This window comes from Hungatella hominis (assembly GCF_014288005.1).
Lineage (GTDB): Bacteria > Bacillota > Clostridia > Lachnospirales > Lachnospiraceae > Hungatella > Hungatella effluvii.
In genome coordinates, this window is the sequence record NZ_JACOPB010000004.1 from 205,880 (window position 1) to 229,727 (window position 23,848).

At 48.9% G+C, this 23,848-nt stretch carries 26 protein-coding genes; 6 read left to right on the top strand and 20 right to left on the bottom strand.

What is annotated here, in order from left to right; genetic code table 11:
• Window positions 1-155 precede the first annotated feature (155 nt).
• The 9 genes from H8S75_RS11470 to H8S75_RS11515 form a co-directional block, all read right to left on the bottom strand.
• Entirely contained in the window at window positions 156-1,022 is an 867-nt protein-coding gene (locus tag H8S75_RS11470) for a LysR family transcriptional regulator (protein ID WP_187021670.1), read from the bottom strand.
• A gap of 25 nt (window positions 1,023-1,047) precedes the next feature.
• The gene (locus H8S75_RS11475; RefSeq protein WP_187021672.1) at window positions 1,048-1,683 is read right to left on the bottom strand and encodes an endonuclease III domain-containing protein; all 636 of its coding nucleotides are present in this window, start codon (window positions 1,681-1,683) and stop codon (window positions 1,048-1,050) included.
• 69 nt (window positions 1,684-1,752) lie between these two features.
• Entirely contained in the window at window positions 1,753-2,142 is a 390-nt protein-coding gene (locus H8S75_RS11480; protein ID WP_187021673.1) for a VOC family protein, read from the bottom strand.
• Window positions 2,143-2,195: 53 nt separating this feature from the next.
• Window positions 2,196-3,224: a zinc-dependent alcohol dehydrogenase gene (locus H8S75_RS11485; RefSeq protein ID WP_187021919.1), complete on the bottom strand. Its 1,029-nt coding sequence runs from the start codon at window positions 3,222-3,224 to the stop codon at window positions 2,196-2,198.
• A 456-nt stretch (window positions 3,225-3,680) separates the two neighbouring features.
• Entirely contained in the window at window positions 3,681-4,340 is a 660-nt protein-coding gene (locus H8S75_RS11490; protein ID WP_187021675.1) for a YczE/YyaS/YitT family protein, read from the bottom strand.
• Between the two features lie 174 nt (window positions 4,341-4,514).
• Entirely contained in the window at window positions 4,515-4,805 is a 291-nt protein-coding gene (locus tag H8S75_RS11495) for a DUF2325 domain-containing protein (RefSeq protein WP_002600569.1), read from the bottom strand.
• A 234-nt stretch (window positions 4,806-5,039) separates the two neighbouring features.
• A complete protein-coding gene (locus H8S75_RS11505) occupies window positions 5,040-7,127 on the bottom strand; it encodes a heavy metal translocating P-type ATPase (RefSeq protein WP_187021676.1) in 2,088 nt (695 codons plus the stop codon).
• An 80-nt stretch (window positions 7,128-7,207) separates the two neighbouring features.
• Complete coding sequence (locus H8S75_RS11510; RefSeq protein WP_187021678.1) at window positions 7,208-7,504, bottom strand: DUF6110 family protein; 297 nt, start codon at window positions 7,502-7,504, stop codon at window positions 7,208-7,210.
• A gap of 167 nt (window positions 7,505-7,671) precedes the next feature.
• Window positions 7,672-8,058, bottom strand: a complete 387-nt coding sequence (locus H8S75_RS11515) for a heavy-metal-associated domain-containing protein (protein WP_187021680.1) — start codon at window positions 8,056-8,058, stop codon at window positions 7,672-7,674.
• A 179-nt stretch (window positions 8,059-8,237) separates the two neighbouring features.
• Between H8S75_RS11515 and H8S75_RS11520 the strand changes: the two genes are divergently transcribed.
• Complete coding sequence (locus H8S75_RS11520) at window positions 8,238-8,621, top strand: metal-dependent transcriptional regulator (RefSeq protein ID WP_025529833.1); 384 nt, start codon at window positions 8,238-8,240, stop codon at window positions 8,619-8,621.
• 127 nt (window positions 8,622-8,748) lie between these two features.
• Here the strand turns inward: H8S75_RS11520 and H8S75_RS11525 are convergent, their stop codons facing one another.
• Window positions 8,749-8,961, bottom strand: coding sequence for a FeoA family protein (locus H8S75_RS11525; protein ID WP_025529832.1), 213 nt, complete (start codon window positions 8,959-8,961; stop codon window positions 8,749-8,751).
• A gap of 158 nt (window positions 8,962-9,119) precedes the next feature.
• Entirely contained in the window at window positions 9,120-9,542 is a 423-nt protein-coding gene (locus H8S75_RS11530; protein ID WP_187021681.1) for a flavodoxin, read from the bottom strand.
• A 377-nt stretch (window positions 9,543-9,919) separates the two neighbouring features.
• On the opposite strand from H8S75_RS11530, the gene H8S75_RS11535 reads away from it, so the two are divergent.
• The 5 genes from H8S75_RS11535 to H8S75_RS11555 all read left to right on the top strand — a co-directional run bounded on the left by H8S75_RS11535 (window position 9,920) and on the right by H8S75_RS11555 (window position 14,921).
• Complete coding sequence (locus H8S75_RS11535) at window positions 9,920-11,314, top strand: alanine/glycine:cation symporter family protein (RefSeq protein ID WP_187021683.1); 1,395 nt, start codon at window positions 9,920-9,922, stop codon at window positions 11,312-11,314.
• A 125-nt stretch (window positions 11,315-11,439) separates the two neighbouring features.
• Entirely contained in the window at window positions 11,440-11,772 is a 333-nt protein-coding gene (locus H8S75_RS11540; RefSeq protein ID WP_110326491.1) for a PadR family transcriptional regulator, read from the top strand.
• Complete coding sequence (locus H8S75_RS11545; protein WP_349768906.1) at window positions 11,756-13,279, top strand: permease prefix domain 1-containing protein; 1,524 nt, start codon at window positions 11,756-11,758, stop codon at window positions 13,277-13,279. Before H8S75_RS11540 ends, H8S75_RS11545 begins: the two co-directional genes overlap by 17 nt.
• Before the next feature lie 317 nt (window positions 13,280-13,596).
• Window positions 13,597-14,433, top strand: a complete 837-nt coding sequence (locus H8S75_RS11550) for a helix-turn-helix domain-containing protein (protein ID WP_187021686.1) — start codon at window positions 13,597-13,599, stop codon at window positions 14,431-14,433.
• Between the two features lie 32 nt (window positions 14,434-14,465).
• Window positions 14,466-14,921 carry a VOC family protein gene (locus H8S75_RS11555; RefSeq protein ID WP_187021688.1) on the top strand — a complete coding sequence of 152 codons (456 nt, stop codon included), beginning with the start codon at window positions 14,466-14,468 and terminating at the stop codon, window positions 14,919-14,921.
• A 100-nt stretch (window positions 14,922-15,021) separates the two neighbouring features.
• Here H8S75_RS11555 and H8S75_RS11560 read toward each other — a convergent pair whose 3' ends face one another.
• The 9 genes from H8S75_RS11560 to H8S75_RS11600 all read right to left on the bottom strand — a co-directional run bounded on the left by H8S75_RS11560 (window position 15,022) and on the right by H8S75_RS11600 (window position 23,778).
• The gene (locus tag H8S75_RS11560; RefSeq protein ID WP_187021690.1) at window positions 15,022-15,588 is read right to left on the bottom strand and encodes a hypothetical protein; all 567 of its coding nucleotides are present in this window, start codon (window positions 15,586-15,588) and stop codon (window positions 15,022-15,024) included.
• A gap of 2 nt (window positions 15,589-15,590) precedes the next feature.
• Window positions 15,591-16,406 carry an ImmA/IrrE family metallo-endopeptidase gene (locus tag H8S75_RS11565; protein ID WP_187021691.1) on the bottom strand — a complete coding sequence of 272 codons (816 nt, stop codon included), beginning with the start codon at window positions 16,404-16,406 and terminating at the stop codon, window positions 15,591-15,593.
• On the bottom strand, window positions 16,399-16,743 hold the full coding sequence (locus tag H8S75_RS11570; RefSeq protein ID WP_025529821.1) for a helix-turn-helix domain-containing protein: 345 nt from the start codon (window positions 16,741-16,743) through the stop codon (window positions 16,399-16,401). Before H8S75_RS11570 ends, H8S75_RS11565 begins: the two co-directional genes overlap by 8 nt.
• A gap of 308 nt (window positions 16,744-17,051) precedes the next feature.
• The gene (gene lysS / locus H8S75_RS11575) at window positions 17,052-19,010 is read right to left on the bottom strand and encodes a lysine--tRNA ligase (RefSeq protein WP_187021693.1); all 1,959 of its coding nucleotides are present in this window, start codon (window positions 19,008-19,010) and stop codon (window positions 17,052-17,054) included.
• 35 nt (window positions 19,011-19,045) lie between these two features.
• Complete coding sequence (gene greA / locus H8S75_RS11580; protein WP_002600589.1) at window positions 19,046-19,528, bottom strand: transcription elongation factor GreA; 483 nt, start codon at window positions 19,526-19,528, stop codon at window positions 19,046-19,048.
• Between the two features lie 242 nt (window positions 19,529-19,770).
• Window positions 19,771-20,610 (bottom strand): hypothetical protein, encoded by an 840-nt coding sequence (locus H8S75_RS11585; RefSeq protein ID WP_187021695.1) that lies wholly within the window; start codon window positions 20,608-20,610, stop codon window positions 19,771-19,773.
• A gap of 326 nt (window positions 20,611-20,936) precedes the next feature.
• Complete coding sequence (locus H8S75_RS11590) at window positions 20,937-21,986, bottom strand: glycoside hydrolase family 88/105 protein (protein ID WP_187021696.1); 1,050 nt, start codon at window positions 21,984-21,986, stop codon at window positions 20,937-20,939.
• 50 nt (window positions 21,987-22,036) lie between these two features.
• On the bottom strand, window positions 22,037-22,882 hold the full coding sequence (locus tag H8S75_RS11595) for a carbohydrate ABC transporter permease (RefSeq protein WP_187021698.1): 846 nt from the start codon (window positions 22,880-22,882) through the stop codon (window positions 22,037-22,039).
• Between the two features lie 2 nt (window positions 22,883-22,884).
• Window positions 22,885-23,778: a carbohydrate ABC transporter permease gene (locus H8S75_RS11600; protein WP_187021700.1), complete on the bottom strand. Its 894-nt coding sequence runs from the start codon at window positions 23,776-23,778 to the stop codon at window positions 22,885-22,887.
• Window positions 23,779-23,848: the final 70 nt, after the last annotated feature.

Below are 23,848 nucleotides of genomic sequence, written 5' to 3' on the forward strand. Positions count from 1 at the left end.
CTGTTATTTTTATAACGATATTATACCGTTCCATACAGGGCAGGCGCTATCAACAATTGCTTGATGGCTGTCAATACTTTTTTTATTCCTCCGGGAAATCCGCAGACACGCTCCAGTACAGCATTGCGTAAGTTTCGGTGAATTCTGCACACGCTCTAGTTCTGCAGAAAATCCTCCAGCGCCCGGATCACCGAATACCAGCCGTTATTCTCCTTATAAACGCCGTACACTTCCCATCTCAGCCTCTCCCGGAAGGGAATGGCCCTCATATGGTCCATGCGGAAATGCTCCGCGGCAAAATCAGGCACCACCGCAAGCCCCGTCTTCTGCCTGCACAGCTGGTACTGAAAGTTTGCATCTGCGGTTTTGGCAGCAATATGCGGCTTAAATCCCCTGACCTCGCAGGCCTCCAGAAAATCGTGGTACATATGAAAGTACTCGTTCATCAGGATCAGCTTTTCACCACGGACCATATCAATGGTGACCTCTTCCAGATCATAGAAGGGGTGGCCCTCGTAAACCAGAAGACAGACTCTGCATCCGGCCAGACGCCTGTTTTTTACGCCGTCTTCCTTCCACGCTCCAACGACGAAACCGTATTCGATGGTGGAATCCTTCAGCCGCTCCTTCACCTCCTGGTTCGAGTACTCACACCATTCCACGGAAATCTCAGGATTCTCATCGATAAATTTCTGAATCACCGGAAAAGAAAGTACGTTAAATACTCCGCAGGCACAGCCAATGCGGAGCAGTCGTTTTTCATTTTTCAGCTGCTGGATACCGTTGCGGATTTCCTCGAACTCCCGAATCAGGATACCTGCCCTCTCATGAAGCAGTTCTGCGCTCTCCGTCGGCCTCACACCCTGTTTCGTCCGTTCAAAGAGCACCGTATCCAGCTCGCTCTCCAGCATCTTAATATTGCGGCTCAGGCCCTGAGGCGTGATAAACAGCTTCTGTGCCGCCTGGTTGATGCCGCGTTCCTCATAGACCGCCTCAAAGCTTTTTAAATCCTTGACATTCATACCATTCTCCCGGGAGCTGTCTTCCCTATCCCCCGTTTCGGGCGCAGATATCCTTCAGGCAGCATTTTTCACAGAATGGCTTCGTCCTGGCTGTACAGACATCTCTGCCATGGAATACGAGGCGGTGACAGAAATCACTGCCCTCCTCCGGCGGAATCAGCTTCCACAAAGCCATCTCCACCTTTTTCGGGTCCTTTAAATCCTCCACCAGTCCCATACGGTTCACCAGACGGATACAGTGGGTATCAGTGACGATGGCCGGTTTGCCGAACACATCGCCCATAATCAGGTTCGCGCTCTTTCTCCCCACTCCGGGAAGCTTTAAGAGTGCATCGAAATCGTCGGGAACTCTGCCGTCATACTGTTCCTTCAGGATCTTCATGCACGCGCTGATATCCTTTGCTTTGCTGTGCCCCAGGCCGCAGGGCTTCACGATCTTTTCGATGTCTTCCACTTCGGCCCCTGCCAGCGCCTCCACGTCCGGATACTCTGCATATAAATCCTGTACAACCACATTTACCCTGGCATCGGTACACTGGGCCGCCAGGCGCACGCTCACAAGGAGCTTCCAGGCCTCATCGTAATCCAGTGTACAACCAACGTCAGGGTATTCTTCTTTTAGGCGCCTGATGATTTCAAGCGCAAGCTTTTCTTTTGTCATAGCCGTCTCCTCCAATCCTGTAATCATATTATCATTGATTGGGGAAGACGGCAAGTGGCAGTGCATCGTTTACAGCATCTGGCTGAACTCAACCTTTTCCCGGTTCGGTCCCAGAATGGTGAAAAAGCGGACACCATTTGCCCAGAAGGGCAGAAACTGGATCTCCTCGTCAAGCATGGGGTATCCCGCTTCTTTGATCTCTGCAAATACTGCTTCAATATCCGTCACATCGAGAGCCACGTGATCCACCGCACCGTTCCTCTCCGCCGCCTGATGGTTCTCATACGTCTCGATCACAAGACTGCCGCATTTCAAAAAAGCAACTCTCTCCCCAGCCGCTTCATTTACCGTTTCAAATGCCGTCTCAAACCCCAGTTCATGGTAAAATGCCACCGTCTTCTCTATATCATTCGTCGGGATGCCAATATGCTGGAGTCCCGTTATGTACTGTGCTGCCATTTTATCTTCCTCTCCCCTGTATCATGATCCACAGCTCCGTCTATTCTTCTGCGTTACGATTCTGCCACATTGATAATCACCTTCATGGTGCTCTCCCGGTTCTCATCGATATACCGGTATGCCTCCAGATAGTCCCTGAATGCGAAATGTTTGGAGATCAGCGGCGCCAGCACCACCTTTTTTTCCTTTACCAGACGGATCGCATCGAGATAGTCCTCATTTCGGTACATCATACTGGTATTCAAGTCCAGCTCATGGTCATTTAAGACAGCCAGATCAATCTGGGCGGTTCCCGCAAATACCGCCACCAGGATGATGGTGCTTCCCTTGCGCGCATATTGAATGGCCTGTCCCATCGTAATATTATTGCCCGCGCAGTCGTAGATGACGTCAGCCTTATCCGGCCCGAAATTCTCCACCATGGCCTCGCCGAAATTCTTCGTCTTCGTATTGATGCAGTAATCCGCGCCGCATTCCTTCGCCTTTTCCAGCCTCAAATCGCTGACATCCGTAATCATGACGCTCTCCGCCCCCAGCCCCTTCGCCGTCTGGGCCACCAGAATTCCGATCGGTCCCGCTCCCAGGACTGCGATCTTAGCGCCTTCCACATTTCCGGCACGCTTCACCGCGTGAACCGCCACCGCCAATGGTTCAATCATGGCGCCCTCGTCAAAGCTCATCTCCTCCGGAAGCGGCGTCACCTTGGCCGCGTCGACAGCGAAGTAATCGGATGCCACACCGGTCGTCTGAAATCCCATTACCTTCAGTTCTTCGCAGAGATTGTATTTGCCATGACGGCACGGATAACATTTTCCGCAGACCACCTGCGGCTGGATCGTCACCTTCTGCCCCGCCTTCCATCCTTTTACACCGCTTCCGAGCTTCTCGATCTCCCCCGATACTTCGTGTCCCTGGGTGACCGGATAGCTGGTAAACGGATGCTCGCCATGGTAGACATGGATGTCCGATCCGCACACGCCGATCTTTCTGATCTTAACCAGTACCTGATTCTCTTCCGGCTCCGGAACCGGCACCTCCCGAAACTCAATTTCCCCCGGAGCAGTCATTACCTGCTGCAGCATCATACATGTACCCTCTTTCTACATTTTGGTTTGTGCAATAATATAAATACTTTTATATATCTTTTTATCAAAGTATTTATATTATTGCACAAACCAGGGAAAATGTCAATCCTGTATGTCACCTTAAATCTGCTATTTGTTTATAAACATAATCCGGCTCACCGGACAGAAAGCAGTCCAGACTTACTTCTTCTTTTGCGGGGATACGGATATTCATAGTCTAAACGATTACTTACAGACACATAAATCCCCTGTGCCATTACCATTTAGTAAAGTCACAGGGGATTTGATTTTCACTTATACAGGATTCGATACTCCGTCCTTTTTCAACAGCCTGTCCGTAAAATGTTTCAATCCACGCTCGATAATTTCACAGAGTGCGACTACATCTTGTAGATGCACGACCTGACTTCATGTCAGTGGGGGATACCGATTTCTCTCCGCCCACCACTGACGTTAAGCTTGTTTTTGGCGTTTCATCCCTCCACCTGTAGAGGTGAGGTAATTCTTGCTTGTTTTGTTAAAGAACTGCACAAAAGGCCCCAGTCCCAAAGCGGATACCAGCGTTCCCAGGCCGACAATTCCGCCTGCCGCGAAGCACACCACCGCACAGAACACGTCACAGGCCATACGGCACCAGAAGTAGGAGATCTTTTTCTGCTTTCTGCACATGATCAGCGCAAGGCTGTCATACGGCGCCACGCCTACATCGGAGGTCTGGTATAAAGAGAGCCCGAAGCTGCAGACCACCACTCCGATTAATACGGTCAATAGCTTCTGCCACAGCATGGAAGGCATTCCAAGGGTCACCTCCCATATTCCGAAAAAGAAGGTAACGATGTATCCCAGAAGCAGCGCGTTCACAGCCGTGCCCAGGCCGATCAGCTGCCGGCCCATGGTAATCTCAGCAATGAAAATCACAAGATTCACCAGGATAAGGAAAAACGCATACTGAATGCCGGTGCAGTCCGACAGGGCCATTACCATGCCGCTGAAGGGGTCGTTGCCCAGTCCTGAAAGTTTAAAAATGCTGATTCCCATTCCCGTAAAAATATTACCGATGATCATGATGACGGCCCGCCTGCGGTCCAGTTTCTTAAAGTAATCTCTTATCATTTTATGAAGGGGTCCTTTCTCCTCAGTTTGCGCGTTTCGCGGCTGGTTTTTCATGCCTGCACCGCCAAAAACTACGCTCCTGCCCCATCATACCATCCTTTTACAGAACATGCCATAGCAACCGTAAAAATATATGGCGTTCTCACTCAATTGCCTGGCCGCAGCCGCAGCTTCTTACACAGCCTGCGGAGTCTCATCCTCCAGAATCTTAGAAAGCGCCGTTCCGCTGCTGGTATGGCAGCGTACCACGCGGGTGGCACCGTCATCGATGCCGTCCAGGGCACATTTTACCATCTTGTGGGAAACCGTGTTGGTAAACAGGACCAGCAGGTCCGGACATCCGATCTTCTTATCCATGTTGGTGCTCATCTGGGTAAAGACCTTTGCCTTGCATTTGAATTCCTTGCATATCTTCTTGTACTGGCTCACCATACGGTCGTGGCCGCCGATAATCACTACGCTCATTTATAATACCTCCAGTTCTCTATCGTGCTGTCTGTAATTCACAGCCTGCCGGATTTTACACCATTACTGTTTCCTCCGGCTCTTCAGTTTATTTGGTTAGTTATGACTAACTACATTTTACCAGCTATTACAACATTTGTCCATAGCCGTTCTTGAGAACATTTCTTAATAGATGGGAAATGGAAAAAAAAGAGTCACACCGCTTTTCGTGGTATGACTCTTTTAAACCGTTTTCTATTGTTTCTGTTCCAGTAAATTGGTCATGCTTTTCAGACTGACCATGAGCGTCGATGTATTATGAAGCAGCGCGGAAGTAGCCGGCGCCAGGATTCCGTTGACGCCCAGCAGGATCAGGCCCAAATTAAATCCGATCACAAACCGGTAATTTCTGTTTACACGGACCATCAGCGCGTTGCTGATTCGTTTCAGTGTCACCAGCTGATCCAGTGCGTCCTCCGATATGGTGATATCCGCGATTTCCCTGGCGATCTCCGCCCCCTCGCTGATGGCGATTCCCACATCGGCGGCTGATAAGGCGGGGGAATCGTTGATACCGTCACCGACCATGATGACTTTCCTCCCTGCGGCTCTCTCTGCCTCCACGAAACCGGCCTTGTCCTCCGGAAGTACTTCGGAATAATACTCGTCCACGCCCACCTTCTGCGCGATGGACTTTGCAGTCCGTTCACTGTCTCCCGTCATCATAACGATCTTGGAAAGTCCCAGCGCTCTCAGCTGACTGACCACTGAGGCGGCCTCCTCCCGCAGGGGATCGATAATGCAGATCACCGCGGCGAGGCGCCCTCCAACCGCCATGTAGAGATGGGAATACTCCGGCGGAAGGCTCTCGTACTGTTCTCTTCCGTCTTCCGGAATCACGCTTCCCTCATCCTCGAAGACAAAGTGGTGACTGCCGATAATCACCCGTTCCCCTCCGATATAGGAGGCGATTCCATGGGCTACAATATAGTCCACCTTCGAGTGCATTTCCTCGTGGATCAAACCTCTCCGGACGGACTCCTGAATGACCGCGTTCGCCATGGAATGGGGGAAATGTTCCTCCAGGCAGGCTGCAATCCGGAGCATCTCATCCTCGTCCCGCCCCTCGAAGGTCACGACGCCGGCCACCACCGGCCTGGCCTTCGTGAGAGTACCGGTCTTATCAAATACGATGGTATCTGCCTCCGCCACGGACTCCAGATAGACACCGCCTTTGACTGTAACCCGGTAGCTTCCCGCCTCCCGCATGGCGGAAAGCACGGACAGCGGCATGGCCAGCTTCAGCGCACAGGAGAAGTCTACCATCAGGATCGAGATCGCCTTCGTCACATTCCGTGTGAGCAGCCAGGTGAGCACCGTGCCGCCCAGACTCCAGGGAACCAGCGCATCGGCCATGGCGGCCGCCTTTCCTTCCACATTGGATTTCAGCTTCTCGGAGTCCTCAATCATTTTGACAATCCGCTCGAATCTGGTGGATCCGGCCGCCTTCTTCACACAGATGGTGATGCTCCCTTCCTCCACTGCGGTTCCCGCGTATACGTATGTATCCGGTTCCTTCTTCACCGGTATGGATTCGCCTGTCATGGAGGCCTGATTTACCATGGCTTCGCCGGTCACGACAATTCCGTCCAGCGGAATCACGCTGCCCACATGTACTGTCACGAGGTCTCCCTCGCGGATTCGGGAGACCGGAACCAGAACCTCCGTACCGTCCACCTTCTGCCATACCTTCTCGATGTTCAGGGACATGCTTCTCGCCAGATCTCCCACCGATTTCTTGTGGGTCCATTCCTCCAAAAGCTCCCCGATCCCCAGCAGAAACATCACGGAACCGGCCGTATTGAAATCCAGTCTTGCGATCGACACCGTGATGGCGGCGGCATCCAGAAACTCAACCGTCAGCTTTCCCTTCAGGAGACAGCGAAGGCCCTTTACGATATAGCAAACGGACTTCACCGCCGTATACACAGCCCGAAACGGCACAGGCAGAAATACCTTTGTAAACGCCCTCACAACGACCCGCTGGATCAGTTTTTCCTTGTATTCCCGGTTCAGCGCCCGGCCGCTGTCCTTCGGAACCAGCTCACAGAGTGACTCGTCCTGAAAGGAAAAACGCCTGATCTCCCCGATGATGACCGACCGCAGGCCGTCCTCATAGAGAATCGCCGCATCCGCGGTCCTCTCATAGACCTTCACCTCCTTCACACCCGGAATGAGGCTCAGGGCACAGCAGAACAGATCCGCCTCTCTCAGAGTCAGCTGACGCCGGTCGAGATGGATCCGAAGCCGACCCTTTATCTCGTGTTTCACTATAAATCTCATGTCTTTGTCTCCTGTCCTGTGTCTCTACAGCTCTTCAAAAAGGAACGCCTGAGGAACATTCCATCAGGCGGTGTCTTCTTTTATTCTGCTGCTGTCTCTTCCGCGGTCTCAGAAACCATCTCTTCGCTCTCGTCTTCAAAGGCTTCATCCGCTCTCTGACGGTTGATCTCCTTCGCCTCAGCCAGAATATCGTCTGCGTTCTCCTGGATCGAAGTGGCAGTTACCATCACGCAGTCCTTCGCGCGCAGTCCGGCGGCCAGACAGTTGACGTAAAACTTCTTCGCATCTTTACTCGCCAGAATTTTAACGCCTGCTGTACCGAATAAAACACCTCCTGCAAAGATTCCGATTTTATTCATTTTGAAGCAGTCCAACATTTCTTTATCCTCCTGTTTTTCTTATTTATGCTTGTAACCCGTATAAAAAACCATCGCCAGGCAGAACAGCATTGCCCAGGCCCAAAACCTGTGTTTTTTCATCTTCAGTCACTCCTTATATAAACGTTTTACTAGAAATTTATCCGGTTAGTCAACGCCAACAGACTTTATTGAGAAATTGAGTCATTTACCGGTGTGATCCGGTAAACAGTGTATCCCGCGTCCTTGACAGTCTCCTTCAACACGGTGTCGCTAAGCTCCTGTTTCATGCGGACATCTGCCTCCGCCTCCATTAAACTCACGCGGGCATAGACGCCCTCCAGGGAATTTAATGCATTCTCCACCCGGATCGCGCAGTTGCCGCAGGACATCCCGTCCACCTTCAAAACCCGGCGGTGCGGATAGTGGGTGAGATCCTTATCACTTACCTTTATTTTCTTCACCGCAGCCTCGCCCAAACCTCCGCAGCAGCCGGTGGTCAGCTTCTTTCTGTAGCTTCTTATCGCCAGAACCCCTGCCATGATAAGGGCCAGGCATATAATCGCTGTCGCCATATGTGCTCCTTCCTTTCTTCCAATTTCTTCTATTAGTTATGACTAACTATAGATTAGTACCTGCTAACTGAATTGTCAATAATTTTTTTCATATTCTTATTTTGACCTTTTTCCCCGGCTATGATAAACTATTTGTATCACGCATTCTGATACTTTAACCGCAGGGAGGTAAACGAACATTGAAGATGAACGAATCATCCGAAAACTATCTTGAAACCATACTGATTCTTAGCAATAGAAAGCCGCACGTCCGTTCCATCGATATCGCCAATGAACTGGATTTCTCCAAGCCGAGTGTCAGCGTCGCCATGCGCAACCTCCGCGAAAATGGTTATATTCTGGTGGATCAGGATGGCTATATCACCCTGACAGATTCCGGGAAACAGGTTGCTGAGACCATGTATGAGCGCCATACGATGCTTTCCAACTGGCTGATGTATCTGGGAGTCGATGAGAAAACCGCAGCGGAAGACGCCTGCCGGATCGAGCATGTGGTGAGCGCAAAAAGCTTTCAGGCTATCAAGGATCACGTGACAAAAGGAAATGAATTGTTGGAAAAATAGGAAAACAGGCGGTCCGGGGAGAAACCTTTTCTCTGCAGACCGCCTGTTTTTCTGTTTTTGTTTTGCTTTGTTTTACTTTTACTTTTTATATAATTTGTATTTCGTTCCGTTTCCTGCTAAAGCCGGCTCATACCTGAATTCGTCTCGCCACATCTTCACCGATCGCAAGGCGCACGTTATCCCGTCCGATGATGATTCCGTCTTTTCCCTGCTGGAAAACACGGATATCGCTTCCCTCTCTGATCCCGTATCCGTTTAGAAATTCCAGAATCTGGGGAGCACCGAACATCCATTTGATCGTATAGTCGTCTCCCGCCTTTGCCTGTGCCAGTGACTGCATAGCTGCACCCCCATTTCCACATCATGCGCTGCGTGCTTTCGTTCTATGCGCTTTGAAACTATCCGCCTCTTCTTACTCCTAGTGTAACCATTTTGGCGTCGGTTAGTCAATGGCAATGCGGGTTAGGCACTTTTAATCTTTTTTATATTTCTTCTCTCCTAAGCCAGCGCCTTGCCCAGTTCCTCGCAGGCACTTTCCGCCTCCGCGTCCGGAGCGTCATTGCAGATCACGCAGTCGCAGGCCAGTACAGCGCCATCCTCCCGGCAGGTCTTCTCCCAGGTTCTCATCCACTCGCCGTCTCCCCATCCGTAGGAGCCGAAGAGCGCAATCTTCTTCCCTCTCAGCTTCGCCTCGCAGCTCAGGAACATCGGCTCAAATTCGTCCTCCTCCAGCTGCTCACTTCCCATGGACGGGCAGCCGAATGCAACTGAATCAAATTCATCCATTTTGTCCGCCCCGAATTCCGCAGCCGTAAACAGCGAGACCTCCGCTCCTGCCGCCTGCGCGCCTTCCACCACTTTTGCCGCCATAGCCTCCGTATTGCCAGTTCCGCTCCAATACACTACTGCTGTTTTACTCATGTCTTAATCCTCTCTTTCTTTTTTTACCAACCACAGTATTTCTGCTCCAGGGCCGGACCGAACACCGGCACAAGGACAGAAATGCCTTTATCTAGCATGGATTTTTTAGGTTATCTTCAACTAACTCAAAATAGTATAGCATTGGGATTCCGTAAATACAAGTACCGCTATTTAACAATGTTTCTCACTATCTGAAGGAAGAGAACGGGAGGCAGGGTCCGACAGAGGGCCTCTGCGGCGGCCGTCAGGCTTAAGAATCTCGATTGCCATGTACTTTTCTGTAATATTATGGTATTATTTTATATATTTTCACTGTTTTTTCCCTTACCAAAACACGGTAATAAAAAGCAAAAATACAATCAGGAAGGTTCCATCATATGTTAAACACTATCGAATCCATCAACAATGCCGTGAACAATTTTATCTGGGGCGTCCCAGCCATGGTCTGCATCATCGGCGTGGGCCTCTATCTGAGTATCCGCACCAATTTTCTGCAGATCCGCAAGTTCTCCTATTCGATCCGGGTTACCCTGGGCCGGATGTTCCGCAAGCGCGACGCGTCCGACGGTACCATGACGCCGTTTCAGGCGGTCTGCACCGCTCTGGCTGCTACGGTCGGCACCGGCAATATCGCCGGAGTAGCCGGAGCCATCGCCATCGGTGGCCCTGGCTCCGTATTCTGGATGTGGGTTTCTGCGATTCTGGGTATGTGTACAAAATTTTCCGAGGTAACTCTGGCCGTGCATTTCCGTGAAGTGAATGAGAAGGGCGACTTAGTAGGCGGCCCCATGTACTACATAAAGAACGGTCTCGGAAAAAACTGGTGCTGGCTGGCCACTCTGTTTTCGGCCTTCGGCGTCCTCACCGTGTTCGGAACAGGCAATGCCACTCAGGTAAACACCATCACAACAGCAATCAACTCTGCGCTGCTCAACTACCATTTGATCGATGAGGGCGCTGCGCACACCACCAGTCTTATCATCGGAATCATTCTGGCGGCTCTGGTGGCCCTGGTCCTTCTCGGCGGAATCAAAAGAATCGGAAGCGTGACGGAGAAACTGGTTCCCTTTATGGCGCTGTTCTATATCGTGCTCGCCTTCGGCGTGATTCTTCTTAATATTAACCGGGTTCCCGCCGTATTTTCGTCGATTGTTTACGGGGCATTTAACCCGGCGGCCGTCACAGGCGGCGTGGTCGGAACCTTCTTTATGAGCATGAAGAAAGGTGTCTCCCGCGGCATCTTCTCCAATGAAGCGGGCCTTGGAACGGGATCCATCGCCCACGCCTGCGCCGACACGAAAAAACCGGTAAAACAGGGCTTTTTCGGGATTTTTGAAGTGTTTGCCGACACCATTGTCATCTGTACTCTGACCGCATTTGTCATCCTCTGCAGCGGTGTTCCGGTTCCTTACGGGGAAGCGGCCGGCGCGGAATTAACCATTCTCGGGTTTACTTCCACCTATGGCAGCTGGGTATCCATTTTTACAGCTGTTGCCATGTGCTGTTTCGCATTTTCCACCATCATCGGCTGGGGATTATACGGCGCGAGATGTATCGAGTTCCTATTCTCCTCGCGCATCATCAAAGCGTTCATGATCGTCTACTCTCTGGTCGCAATCCTGGGCGCCACCATGGATTTAGGGATGCTCTGGAGTATCGCCGAAACCTTTAACGGCCTGATGGCAATTCCCAACCTGATCGCGGTGTTCCTGCTGTCCGGCACTGTAGTCAGGCTGGTCAAAGAATACTTTGACGGGGAAGGAAAAAAGTAATCCGCGAATTATAAGAATTTTTATTTGCTTCTTGACATACCTCGAGTTTCTATGTATGATAGGATTACGATACATAGAAACTCGAGGTATTATTTTAGGGAAATATTTCCGGGATGGAGGCAAATATGGACAAAAAATATATGGCCGTAGGCTCTTCCATGCTGATCCTGAAGCTATTGGAACAGCAGGACATGTACGGCTATCAGATCATCAAAGAGCTGGAAATAAGAAGTGAACGCGTTTTCACGCTGAAGGAGGGGACGCTTTATCCCCTGCTGCACGCGCTCGAACAGGATGGGGCGGTGATTTGCGAACAGAGAACCGCGGAAAATGGCCGTGAGCGTAAGTATTACATCATAACCGAAAGCGGCCGGAAGCTTTTACATGATAAGCTGAAGGAATGGGATTCGTTTCAAACGGCGGTGAATCAAGTGATCGGGGGTGTTTTGTTTGGATAAACCATTCCAGAAGAATCACAATCAGCATACGGATTATGAAGAAGCATTTTTAGAGGATGTGGCGGATCAGATCGCCTATAAACCTCTGCGTCCGGCAGTGGTAAGAGAATTAAAGGACCATATCGATGACAGGACGGAAGAATATCTCTCAGAAGGGATAAGTCCCGAAGATGCGGTTAAGAAAGCGGTGGATGCCATGGGGGACGGTGTTGCGATCGGCACCGGGATCAACGCGGTCCGTCACGTCCAGTCCAGACGCCTTCTGATGGTTCTGACCGTGATTCTCCTTCTCATCGGTCTCGCTGCGGAAACCTGTACGGCCGTGATTCCGGAACTGACGTTCCGCGGGCTTCATATCTATCTGACTGGCGCTGTCCTTCTGGTGGTCATGGCGCTGAAAGGATACCCTCTGCTGATCCGGTACCAGAAACGGCTTCTCATTCTGGCGGCAGCCATATTTGCCGCGGAAGCCATATTCCTTTCCATGATCGAATTCGATTGGATAGCGGATGTAATCTGGGACACGGCATACATTATTCCATGGCATATGATTGATTACTATGCGCTTCTGCTGACCGGACCGATTGTTGTCATCCTTCTCTACCGTATGCGGAAGCAGACACCGAAAGCCATGGCAGCCGCTTTTCTTCTCACTGCCGGGGCAGTCCTTATCCATTACTTTACATACAAAAGCTTTACGCTGGCCGAGACCGTGACTTTCCTCTTCTCCATGATCGGAACCGTGTTGTATATGATCTGCCGGGAGATATTCACCGGAAATAAAAGAAGGCTCCTGATCCAGGCAGCCGCCGGGGGCGTGGTACTCCTTCTTGTTTATGGTATGCTTCCCGGCCAGTCCCGGTATTTTCAGGCATTTGTAAATCCGGAGGCGAGCGCATACGACACCTTAAGCGACTCCTATAACGGGGTTCTGATTCAGGAGCTGCTCTCCAAATCACCGCTGGCCGGCCAGATTTCGCTTACGCCGGAGGAGCTGATGGAGTATGGAACCGGCGAATGGTATTTCAGCTGCGGAGATGCCAGAGAGGCTGCCGCGGAAGGGAAAAAGCCGTTTTCTGAACATCACCGCTCCATCTTCCGCTCCGATCCGTCAGATGTCACTTTATGGAACATTCTGCCCCAGCATTACGCGAACAACTATCTTCTGGCCGTATTCATACTACAGTTCGGCTGGCTGGCCGGATTTCTGTTTCTTGCAGTTATGTCCGCCTTTTACGCGGTCCTCTTCTCCTGCATCCGAAGGATACACGGAGCGCTCGCGGGAGCGGTATCCTTTCACTGCGGCCTGTGCCTGCTGTTTCAGAGCGTGCTCTATATACTTGGGAACTTCGGTTTCCAGTATGGCAGCTTTACTAATCTTCCCATGGTTTCGGAGGGCAGTATCAGCATCCTCGTAAATATGCTGCTGGGATTTATCTTCTCGGCCTACCGGTATGACCGGGTCATCGATGCGCCGGCCTGCGGGCAGCGAAGCAGTGCGGTCTGAATTGCAGTGCGGCCTTAACTGGCCGCCTGCAATTCCAGGCCATAGATAAACATATTCAGGCGGTAGTCTGTATGAGGGCTGAATTCCACCGTCTTCTCTCCCAGCCGCTGCATTCCCCGCTTCTCGTAAAACTGTTAAGTACAGCTGGAATCCGTGAAGAGGTACAGAGTCTTTGCCCCTTCCTGTTCCAGATAATCAAAAATAAACTATAGACTTTTTATTTGAAATGTAGTAGACTGCATCAGGAAGTGCAGATAGAATTATCTGCATTTTTTTCATTTAGCAGATCCACTCTCAGAAAGTGAAAATAAAAATATATGATAAAAAAGGACAGCGCAGATTTTTCAGCCGTGAAAACCAATACGCGATTAATGGGTGATGAGAATTTTGCTTATTTTTCGCCCAGCGAGCAGTTGAAAACACTGATCTCTAACTATACCATAACCTTTCCAATCAAAGGTGTCATTTCCGATGACTATACTATCGTGCCGCATGGAAGTGCAACTCTTGTCATTACATATGACGGGGCTGATCTGCGCATCCTGATTTTCGGACCGTCCTCCAAACCATATTTTGTTGGAAAAAATGCGAATGCATGCAGCGTGATATTCATTATCGAATTTCAGCCGGCAGGGCTGTTTGTATTCACCGGAACAAAGCAGAATCAGCTGATGGATACGATCATTTCCTTTGAACAGATCGCGCCCCTACTGGATTCTTCCATAAAAGAAATCTTCTGTAACGCGGGAACCGCGGAAGAACTGCTGACCAGAATCGAGAGTCTGCTGCTTTGCAGCCAATGCAGCCAGTACCCGGCTGAATTCCGTCTGGCCGTGCAGCTGATCATTCAGAGCAACGGTAACATAAGTCTCAAAGAAATAACAGAAAAAACATTTTACAGTGAACGTCATTTAAACAGGCTTTCCAATCACTATTTAGGATTTAACCTGAAACATTTTTCCCGAATCGTGCGTATTAACAAAGCCATTTATCTGCTGCACCATACGAGCCACAGCCTCAATTATATATCTGCCGAATCCGGTTTTTATGATATTTCTCACTTTATCAGGGATTTTAGGGCCGTATGCGGCGTTACGCCTCAGGAATACCGAAGCAACTTGTCTGATTTTTACAGTGCGATCGCAAAGTTTTAGGCTATAATTGAGAAAAAAGAGGAGGTATCCATATGAAATACGGAGGCACATTGCTTATAGTTGATGATATGGAAAAATCAAAATATTTTTACGAAACAATCCTGGAGCAAAAAATCCTCATGGATTTAGGAGAACACGTCTCATTGGAAAATGGCCTCAGCCTGCAAACAAACTACGAAGCAATGATCGGTAAATCACTGAACAGAAAGACAGCAGCAAATAACTTTCAGCTCTATTTTGAAACAGACCGGATCGACGACTGGGAGAGAAAGCTGGAGGCCATCGAAGGAGTGGAATTTATCCATCACCCGACGGAATATCCCTGGGGCCAGCGGAGTATGCGGTTTTATGATTTTGATAAATATATAATTGAGGCAGCAGAAAGCATGGAGTGCGTCATCAGGCGTTTTCTCAGCCAGGGATTAGCGGTTGAGGAAGTGTCCAAACGGACTATGTATCCGGTTGAGTTTGTTGAAATGCTGGTGTAATGAATCTTCATCACCGTTTCCAGGCAGTCCACGAAGCCTCTGTAGCCTGTTTGGGACAAGGCGGTATTCCTTTGTCCCAAACAGACTCCTTTCATATGTATCATTCAGCCGTTACCGGCCATATCTCATTATCAAATACTTCTTTTCTCTTTCCGGCCACGATCCAAAGTGCCTTTGCAATCTTTCTCGGTACCGCTATTTCCCCCTCCTTAGCCTTCGTAATAATATCTGTAATTCTTATGCAGGTTATATCATCCATTCCCGTATTCAATTGCTTATCAATGATAGGCTGTAGGTCTTTTTCATCTGTTGCAAAGATAGGTATGCTCGCTGCTTTTGCATATGCGAGCGAACACATCTCCCCTTTATTCTTGTTTGGTCTCGTTGCATCAATCATAACTCTCTCAAGATTACGATAAGCTGCATCATAGATTGCTCGTACCTTGCTGTCCAAACCACTTTCGTTAACAAGAACCACTTTATTTTCCGTAATCAAATCCTTTAACTGGCTGACTGCACTGGCAGGCATCAACACCTCACCAAAGGCGTGTGTATGCATATAAATCTCTTTTGCAATCAAAGGAAGCACATCATGCAAATATCTATACTTATTACTTCCTCCCAACTTGATACATAAATCTGCATCAATAATTATTTTTTCTACCATACTCATTCCTCCATAATACGATCTAATTCATCATCAGAAGGGAATTCGCAGGCAGTTTTCTTTTCAATGCCTAAATCCTCTGGCTTTAAGGTACTGATTCTCAGCAAATATTCCAGTTTCTCATATGTAATGTACCCGGCTTCATAAGCGGCGACGGCTAACTCAACCAGGTTATCCATGATAATCCGACCATCAGATTTCTGAGATGGTATGGAATATCTCTTCTTATATTTTTCAACAGAATCCTCTGACTCTGCGAGAAATCTATTTAGATCCGCATCCTCAATTACTCCAATTTCTCCCAGCCGCTTAACCATTGTCCTGTATGGAACCGTAAACAGTTCTGCTAATTGTAATATGCTTTTTATTGTAAGCTTCTTAATTTTATATAACTCGATTTCCTGTTTCAGCAATAATTCATCCACAAGAAATTCTGCTGCAAATCTATTTGCTTTTTTCTCACTTGTCTTTTTATCGTGTTCATTCAACAAATCAGAAGGAAGCATATCCGGATTTTGTTCATACCAAATATGGTATAATTCGTGTGCCGCTGCAAACACCTGGCAGTCCACCGGAATAGAAGAATTAAGGGCAACAAATGGCTTCTCCAATGAGGCATCATTTCTAGAACCGCTGATTCTGGTAAATCCCCAAGGTGCATTTTTTCCCAGAGGATAGTAAATTACTCTGGCATACAAACCAAGGATTGAAAAAATCTGTGTCCCTATAATATCATTTCCTTTTCTGCACAGTCCTAACTTTTCTTTTGCATGATTCTTTATTTCATTTACTTCTAATTCATTTAAGTCATTAGTCATCCAGTAAATCCTCCAGCATATGAATCTCATCAATTGCAGATCTGATGAAGTTAATACGTTCCCGTGTAACCTCATCGTAAACATCTCCCATAAAGCTCAGGCTGTCAACAGTAGCTGGTTCAGTCCCAACTGTAAGTAATTCATCTGCAGATGTGTTCAGGATATCCGCAATTCTTGCAAGCTCATTCACATTGATCGCCTTGCTTCCTTTAATGATTTTGTTCATAACCTGCTTTGATATACCAAGAGCATCCGCCAAACTCTGTTGTGTCATTTCCTTTTCAACTAATTTATTTTGTATGTTAGCTCCTACCAGAGCGAAATCCATTGCGTACATGGTCTTATCCTCCTTTACTTCGATAGTTATTATATCATTAAAAAGCTTTATGGTCAACGTTTTGTTTACTATTTATCTATTTCTTGTTTAATTTCGTTTACTTTCAGGCATATTCTAAACAATTTGATTTCAAAACAGAAAAAAGGACTCTATGACTAATGTCATAGAGTCCTTTTTTCTTATCATTACATCAGTAAGCGCCACTTCTGTTCACACACATCTACATTTTTCAATGTTAACAAAATTGGGTGTAACAACTTTTGTTATTGAATTCGTACTATCCTGAAAAGCGGTTCTTTTGTTGTATTTTAATACAACTTCGCCCCCGCCGGAATCCTATCATCCACCATCAGCAGATTCAGCCCCTCATGTCCGTCTTCCTCATGCACGGCTGAAATCAGCATACCGCAGGAGTCAATTCCCATCATCTTTCTTGGCGGCAGATTCACGATGGCGATGGCTGTCTTACCAATCAGATCCTCCGGCTCGTAGTACTCATGAATTCCGCTTAAAATCGTGCGGTCTGTGCCGCTTCCATCGTTCAGAGTAAACTGGAGAAGCTTCTTGCTCTTCGGCACTGCCACGCAGTCTTTGATCTTCACTGCACGGTAATCAGACTTTGAGAAAGTCTCAAAATCCACCATCTCTTCAAACAGCGGCTCAATCTTCACATTGGAAAAATCAATCTCTACCGCGGATTTCACGTTCTCAGCAGCCGGAGCAGAAGCAGCGGCCGGAGCGGCCTTCTCTGCCTTCCTGCTATTATCAGAACCGCCCAGCGTCTTCATCGTCGGGAACAGCAGAACGTCACGAATTGCATAGGAATCAGTCAGCAGCATAACAAAACGGTCGATGCCGATACCGATGCCGCCTGTAGGAGGCATACCGATCATCAGCGCATTTAAGAAGTCCTCATCCATGGAGTTAGCTTCCTCATCGCCTGCGGCCTTCAACACTTCCTGCGCCTCAAAACGGACTCTCTGGTCAATCGGATCGTTTAACTCAGAGTAAGCGTTAGCCATCTCACGCTTTGTAATAAACAGTTCAAAACGCTCCGTATAGTCAGGATCATCCGGTTTTCTCTTGGTCAGAGGAGAAATCTCCACCGGGTGGTCCATAATAAAGGTCGGCTGTACCAGATTCTCTTCCACAAACTCTTCAAACAGCATGCTTAAGATGTCGCCCTTCTTGTGGCGCGCCTCATACTGGATATGGTACTGGTCTGCCAGCGCCTTTGCTTCTTCATCTGTATGAATCTCCGTAAAGTCAATTCCCTTATATTTCTTCAGCGCGTCTACCATGGTAATGCGCTCAAATGGCTTCGATAAATCGATTTCCACGCCGTCGTACGACACGACTGCGGTTCCCAGAACCTTTAAGGCTACGGAACGGAACAGGTTCTCCACCAGGTCCATCATACCGTGGTAATCCGTATATGCCTGATACAGCTCCATTAAGGTAAATTCCGGATTGTGGCGGGTATCCACGCCCTCGTTGCGGAATACGCGGCCAATCTCATAAACTCTCTCCAGACCGCCTACGATCAGTCTCTTCAGATACAGCTCCAGAGAAATTCTAAGCTTTACATCCTCGTCCAGCGCGTTGTAATGGGTCTCGAACGGTCTCGCAGCAGCACCTCCTGCGTTGGGAACCAGCATCGGAGTCTCCACTTCCATGAAGCCCTGCTCATCTAAATGATCCCGGATTGCTTTGATAATCTGGGAGCGCTTCACAAAGGTATCACGCACCTCCGGATTCATGACTAAATCCACGTAACGCTGTCTGTAGCGAAGGTCTGTATTGGTCAGGCCATGGAACTTCTCAGGAAGAATCTGAAGGCTCTTGGTCAGCAGAACGACGCTGGTGGCATGGATGGAAATCTCACCGGTCTTCGTGGTAAATGCGGTTCCCTTAATGCCGACAATATCGCCGATATCCATCTTCTTGAAATCCTTATAGGACTCCTCGCCGATGCTGTCTCTGGCTACGTAAGTCTGGATATTTCCCTTTAAATCCTGAACGTTACAGAAGGAAGCCTTTCCCATCACACGCTTGGACATCATACGTCCTGCTACGGAAACTTCCTTTCCTTCCCATTCCTCATAATTTTCCTTAATATCACTGCTGTGTACAGTTACATCATACTTTGTAATCTTAAACGGATCCTTTCCCGCTTCCTGCAGCTCCGCCAGCTTATCGCGGCGCACCTTCAGTAACTGGTTTAAATCCTCTTCCTTAACCTGGTTCTGGTTCTGCTGTTCTGCCACTTATATACACTCCTTTGTGAACTTGACTTTTGGACTTATGACACTCTCTGAATTTCCAGCACCTTGTACTGGATCACACCGGCCTGGGTTTCCACATCTACGACATCGCCGGCTTTTTTGCCCATCAATGCCTGGCCTACCGGTGACTCATTGGAAATCTTGTTCTGAAGGCTGTTCGCCTCTGTGGAACCCACAATCTTGAACTCCATCTCCTCGTCCTCATCCACGTCGTAAACCTTTACCTTACAGCCAATGTTAATCTTATCTAAATCAATCTCGTCTTCTACAACGACTTCTGCGTTCTTAAGCAGCTTCTCAAGCTCCTCGATACGAAGCTCGATATCTCTCTGCTCGTCTTTCGCAGCATCATACTCCGCGTTCTCTGATAAGTCACCCTGCTCCCTGGCTTCCTTAATCTTCTGGGCAACTTCTTTTCGTTTCACTACTTTTAAGTTCTGAAGCTCATCCTCATATCTCTTAAGACCTTCATATGTTAAAATATTTTTCTTATCTGCCATGGTTTTACTTCCTCCTGGTTTAATTCTCGCTCTTTCGCATTCAAAGTATTATATCTTAAACGTCCCGGATTGTCAAGAATTCCGCCTATTTTCCCTCGCAAATGCAAGTTCCGGTTTTGGAATCCTGACCGGCCGTAAAATGGTCCTTCCCTTCCCGATCCGGGACATAAAAAATGTGTTTTCTATTCTTATCCATTTCCGGTGTATTTTATTCTGCTTTTTTACAAACTCACACTTTATTTTCAATTCTCTTCCAGGATAAACCGCAGATACGTCCTGTCATCAAAGCTGTGAAAACCCGGGGCAATCCCTTTCGGTCCCTTAAAACGGTACATGCACATGGGATCTGTCTCCTTCACCTCCCGGATGACGGATTCGCTCTCCGCAAGATTTCCGAAAAGCTCCGGGTATCCGTCGCTCGCCAGCACCACTTCTTCTCCTGGCCGGACCGGATACACCTGGGTGTGTTCTTCATGGATGGGAAAACCATCCAGCACGTCGTAGGAATACTCCCCGTCACCATTGGCAAACTGGCACTCGCCCACCAGAAGCGGCATGATGTACTCGCGCCCCATGTCATGCTCCGCCAGCTCCTCAAGCGTCTTTCCGGCTGCCAGCTCCAGCTGGTTGTAAGCCGATCTGGCACCCGCGGTCAGCTCATCCATCACCGTCGTCTTCCTGTAAAGCCTGCCGCCGATCATACACTGGCAATCCCCAAAGCACCAGACCTCCCGGCGCATACGGCTGTATACAATGAGAACAGCCTGAGGCCGCTCCTCCCTCACCCGTTCCAGTACCTCCGGGTTTTCCGCCGCCTGAAATGAGGCTTCCCGCAGCGCGTCATTTAAATAGGAAACAGCGCCTTTTGCATTCATATCCGCAGGAAGCGTTTCCAACGCCTCCAGAAGTACATCTTTGGCGAATCGGCCCCCCGTCTTTTCCCCTGGCCAGACGAGGCTTCCTTTGCTGGTCACCCCATCGATGACCGCATAATAGTTACTGCCTGTATACAGGCCATCCTCGCACAGTTCCTGGTTCGGATGCTTGGCCTGGATCCATGTTTCAATAATCCGCTCTCCCATTCGGAACACTCCTCCTCCCGTCTAATTCCGCGGACAATGAGCCGGCGGCCATGCGAGTATGTCCAGCCGGCGACTTCCGTTTTTTCTCTCCTGCTGCCTCTCTCCACAGCGAAACCGCCCCGCAAACCGCTGCACAGAGAATACGAAATGGCAGGTTTTATCCCTGCCATCGTTGTCGGAAGCATCTGCCTCCGCTAAAGCCATATAATATCAGTTGGTAGTATACCACATAACGGAAATAATGACAATATTGTCTTTTTTTGCTCTCAGCCACACAATTAAAGCGGTTACAATTCACGGCCCCACCGCGGGCCGTGAATTGTAACTTAAAGCGCTCCGTCCCCTTTCATGGCATCATACTGCAAAAGGCCGGCAAAAAATGTGAGCGCCATGCCCTGTCCCCAGCCCTGAATCCATTTACGGGAGATATTGCGGTAGCCTTCCCTGTCCTTCATGACAGCGGTGCCTCCGGAGACATTCATCACGCGGCCATCCTCTGTCACGTTGGCCAGAAGGCCCTGCACCGTTTTGTTGACATATTTTAGATAGAGAGGATTCTTTTTCGCCAGCATCGCCGCGGCAATCCCGGCGGAGGCCGACACTTCCTCGTAGGACTCGTTATCATCCAGCAGCGTGCGCCATAAACCGGAGTCCGTCTGGTACAGCTTCAGAGCCGATAGCTGCTCGTTTAAGCTTCCCGCGATCTCTAAATACTCCGGATATAAATAACACTCCGGGAGAATGTGTGCCACCTGGGACATGGTATACGCTGCCCAGCAATTGGCCCTTCCCCAGTAGAACCCGCTCATATGGTCCTTTGTGATATGATTATAGCCATGGTACCAAAGACCATTCTTCTCATCCTGTAAATACTGGATGTGCCAGTACCACTGTTTCAGCGCATCCGCTGTCAGCTCCGGCCTCTCAAGCATTACTCCGGCCCGCAGCAGAAAAAGCGCGGCCATGAAAAGCGTATCCGCCCAGCACTGTTCCGGAAAATCATTGTCAGCCGACACCGTGTGCTGAAGGACATGGTCTCCGAACCGGAGCGCCTCATGTTCCAAATAATTCAGTTTGGCCTCTATGATATCCTTATAGACCTCCTGACCGGTGTGCTGATACAGGGTGAGCAGCACGTGCCCCATGGCGCAGGTGTTAACAGTAAAATCGGGAAGCCCCAGACTGATCAGTTCATCCACCCGCTCCTTCATAAGATCCAGATACTCCTGTTTTCCTGTTGCCTCATACGCCTCCGCGATTCCGTAATACGCGACGCCGCAGGGCCAGTCCCAGGTCATATCCATCCGCATCGTCCGTTCCACGATCCGGTCCATAGTCTGCTCCATACAATTTCTGTCAAATTCCAGTTTTCCCATCTGCCCGTTCCTCCATCTTCAACCGTCGTTTGTGCCTTCTTCTTTCTTCTTTATCCCTTCAGCCCGCTGGTACTTATTCCCTCCACCAGATATTTCTGGAAGAAAATAAAGATAATCACTGACGGAAGAATGGATAAGGAAGCCATGGCAAACATCGCGCCGTAATCCGAGGAAGAGCCCGGATCGCAGAACAGCTTTAACGCAAGGCTGACCGGATACTTAATGGACTTATTGACGTAAAGCAGCGCGGAGAGGAAGTCATCCCATCTCCACATAAAGGAGAAGATACCTCCTGTAACGATGGCCGGTGTGATGAGCGGCAAAATGACTCTTCCGAATATCTGCGGGTAGGAGCAGCCGTCTATCTTGGCCGCCTCGTCCAGTTCCTTCGGAATCCCCTCGATGAAGTTCGTCATCAGGTAAACAAAAAATCCCTGAATCGCAAAAAAATACGGCACAATCAGCGGTAAATAGCTTCCCACCCAGCCCAGCTTCTGATACCAGAGGTACTGCGGGATCATTAAAACCTGCGCCGGAAGCATCATGGAGAGAAGCATTGCCGCAAACAGTATTTTCTTTCCCTTGAAATCAAAACGTGCGAACCCGTACGCCACCACCGCGGATGAAATCACGGTTCCTATCGTGGCGACTACGGAGATAAACAGTGAATTTTTGAAGAATACCAGAAATGGAACCTTTGCAAATCCTTTTAATCCATTTATGTAATTATCCAGTGTAAACGGATTGGGAATCAGGCTTCCGGCCGTCTGGAAAATGGTTTTGGTCTCCTTAAAGGAACTCATGAACATCCAGATCAGCGGATAGATCATGAGAATGCCAATACCGAAAACGATGACATGGTATACGACATCGCGAATTCTTTTCTTTGCCTTCATAATTAAAGTCCTCCTTCGTATACCCAGAATTTCTTCGTTGCAAACAGGAACAGCGTGATCATTCCGATCATAGCCAGCATAACCCAGGCCAGAGCCGCGCCGTATCCGGTGTTATAGAACTCGAAGGACTGCTGGTACATATACACCGTGTAAAACAGTGTGGAATTCATCGGTTTTCCCTGGGTAATGATGTAGCTCTGCGTAAAAGCCAGGAAACCATTAATCATCTGCATAACCAGGTTAAAGAAGATCGTCGGTGTCAGAAGCGGCAGTGTAATCCGGAAGAATTTGGAGATGCCGTTCGCGCCATCCACATTGGCCGCCTCGTATAACGACTGTGGAATCTGCTTTAACGAGGACAAAAAGATCAGCATGGAAGAACCAAACTGCCACACCGCCAGGATAATCAGCACCCAGATCGCCGTATTCGTGTTGCCCAGCCAGGACATGGTACAGTTGATGCCGACTGCCTGAAGCAGCTTGTTGATCACGCCGTCCGTGGCAAACATACGCTTCCACAAGATAGCGACCGCAACGGAGCCGCCGATGATGGATGGCAGGTAGTAAGCCGCGCGGTAGAATCCGGTCATCTTCGTGCTCTTGAGCAGCAGCATCGCCACGATCAACGCAAATAAAAGACGCAGCGGCACGGACACAAATGCAAAGAAGAAGGTAACCTTAATGGATTTATAGAACGTTTCATCTGCAAACATGGTTTTGAAATTCTGCAGGCCCGTGAAGACAGGCGGAGACAAAATATCATAGCTGCAGAAGGAATAGTACAGTGAAATTCCCATCGGCACTATCATAAACAGCAGGAACCCGATGGTAAACGGCATGGTAAAGATAATTCCCGCCGTGCGCTCATTATTCATTGCTTTTTTCAGCATATTCATAGATCTGCTCCTTTTCCCAATCTTGATTATTTCCCAATCTTGATTATTTCTCAATCTCGATTATTTCCCA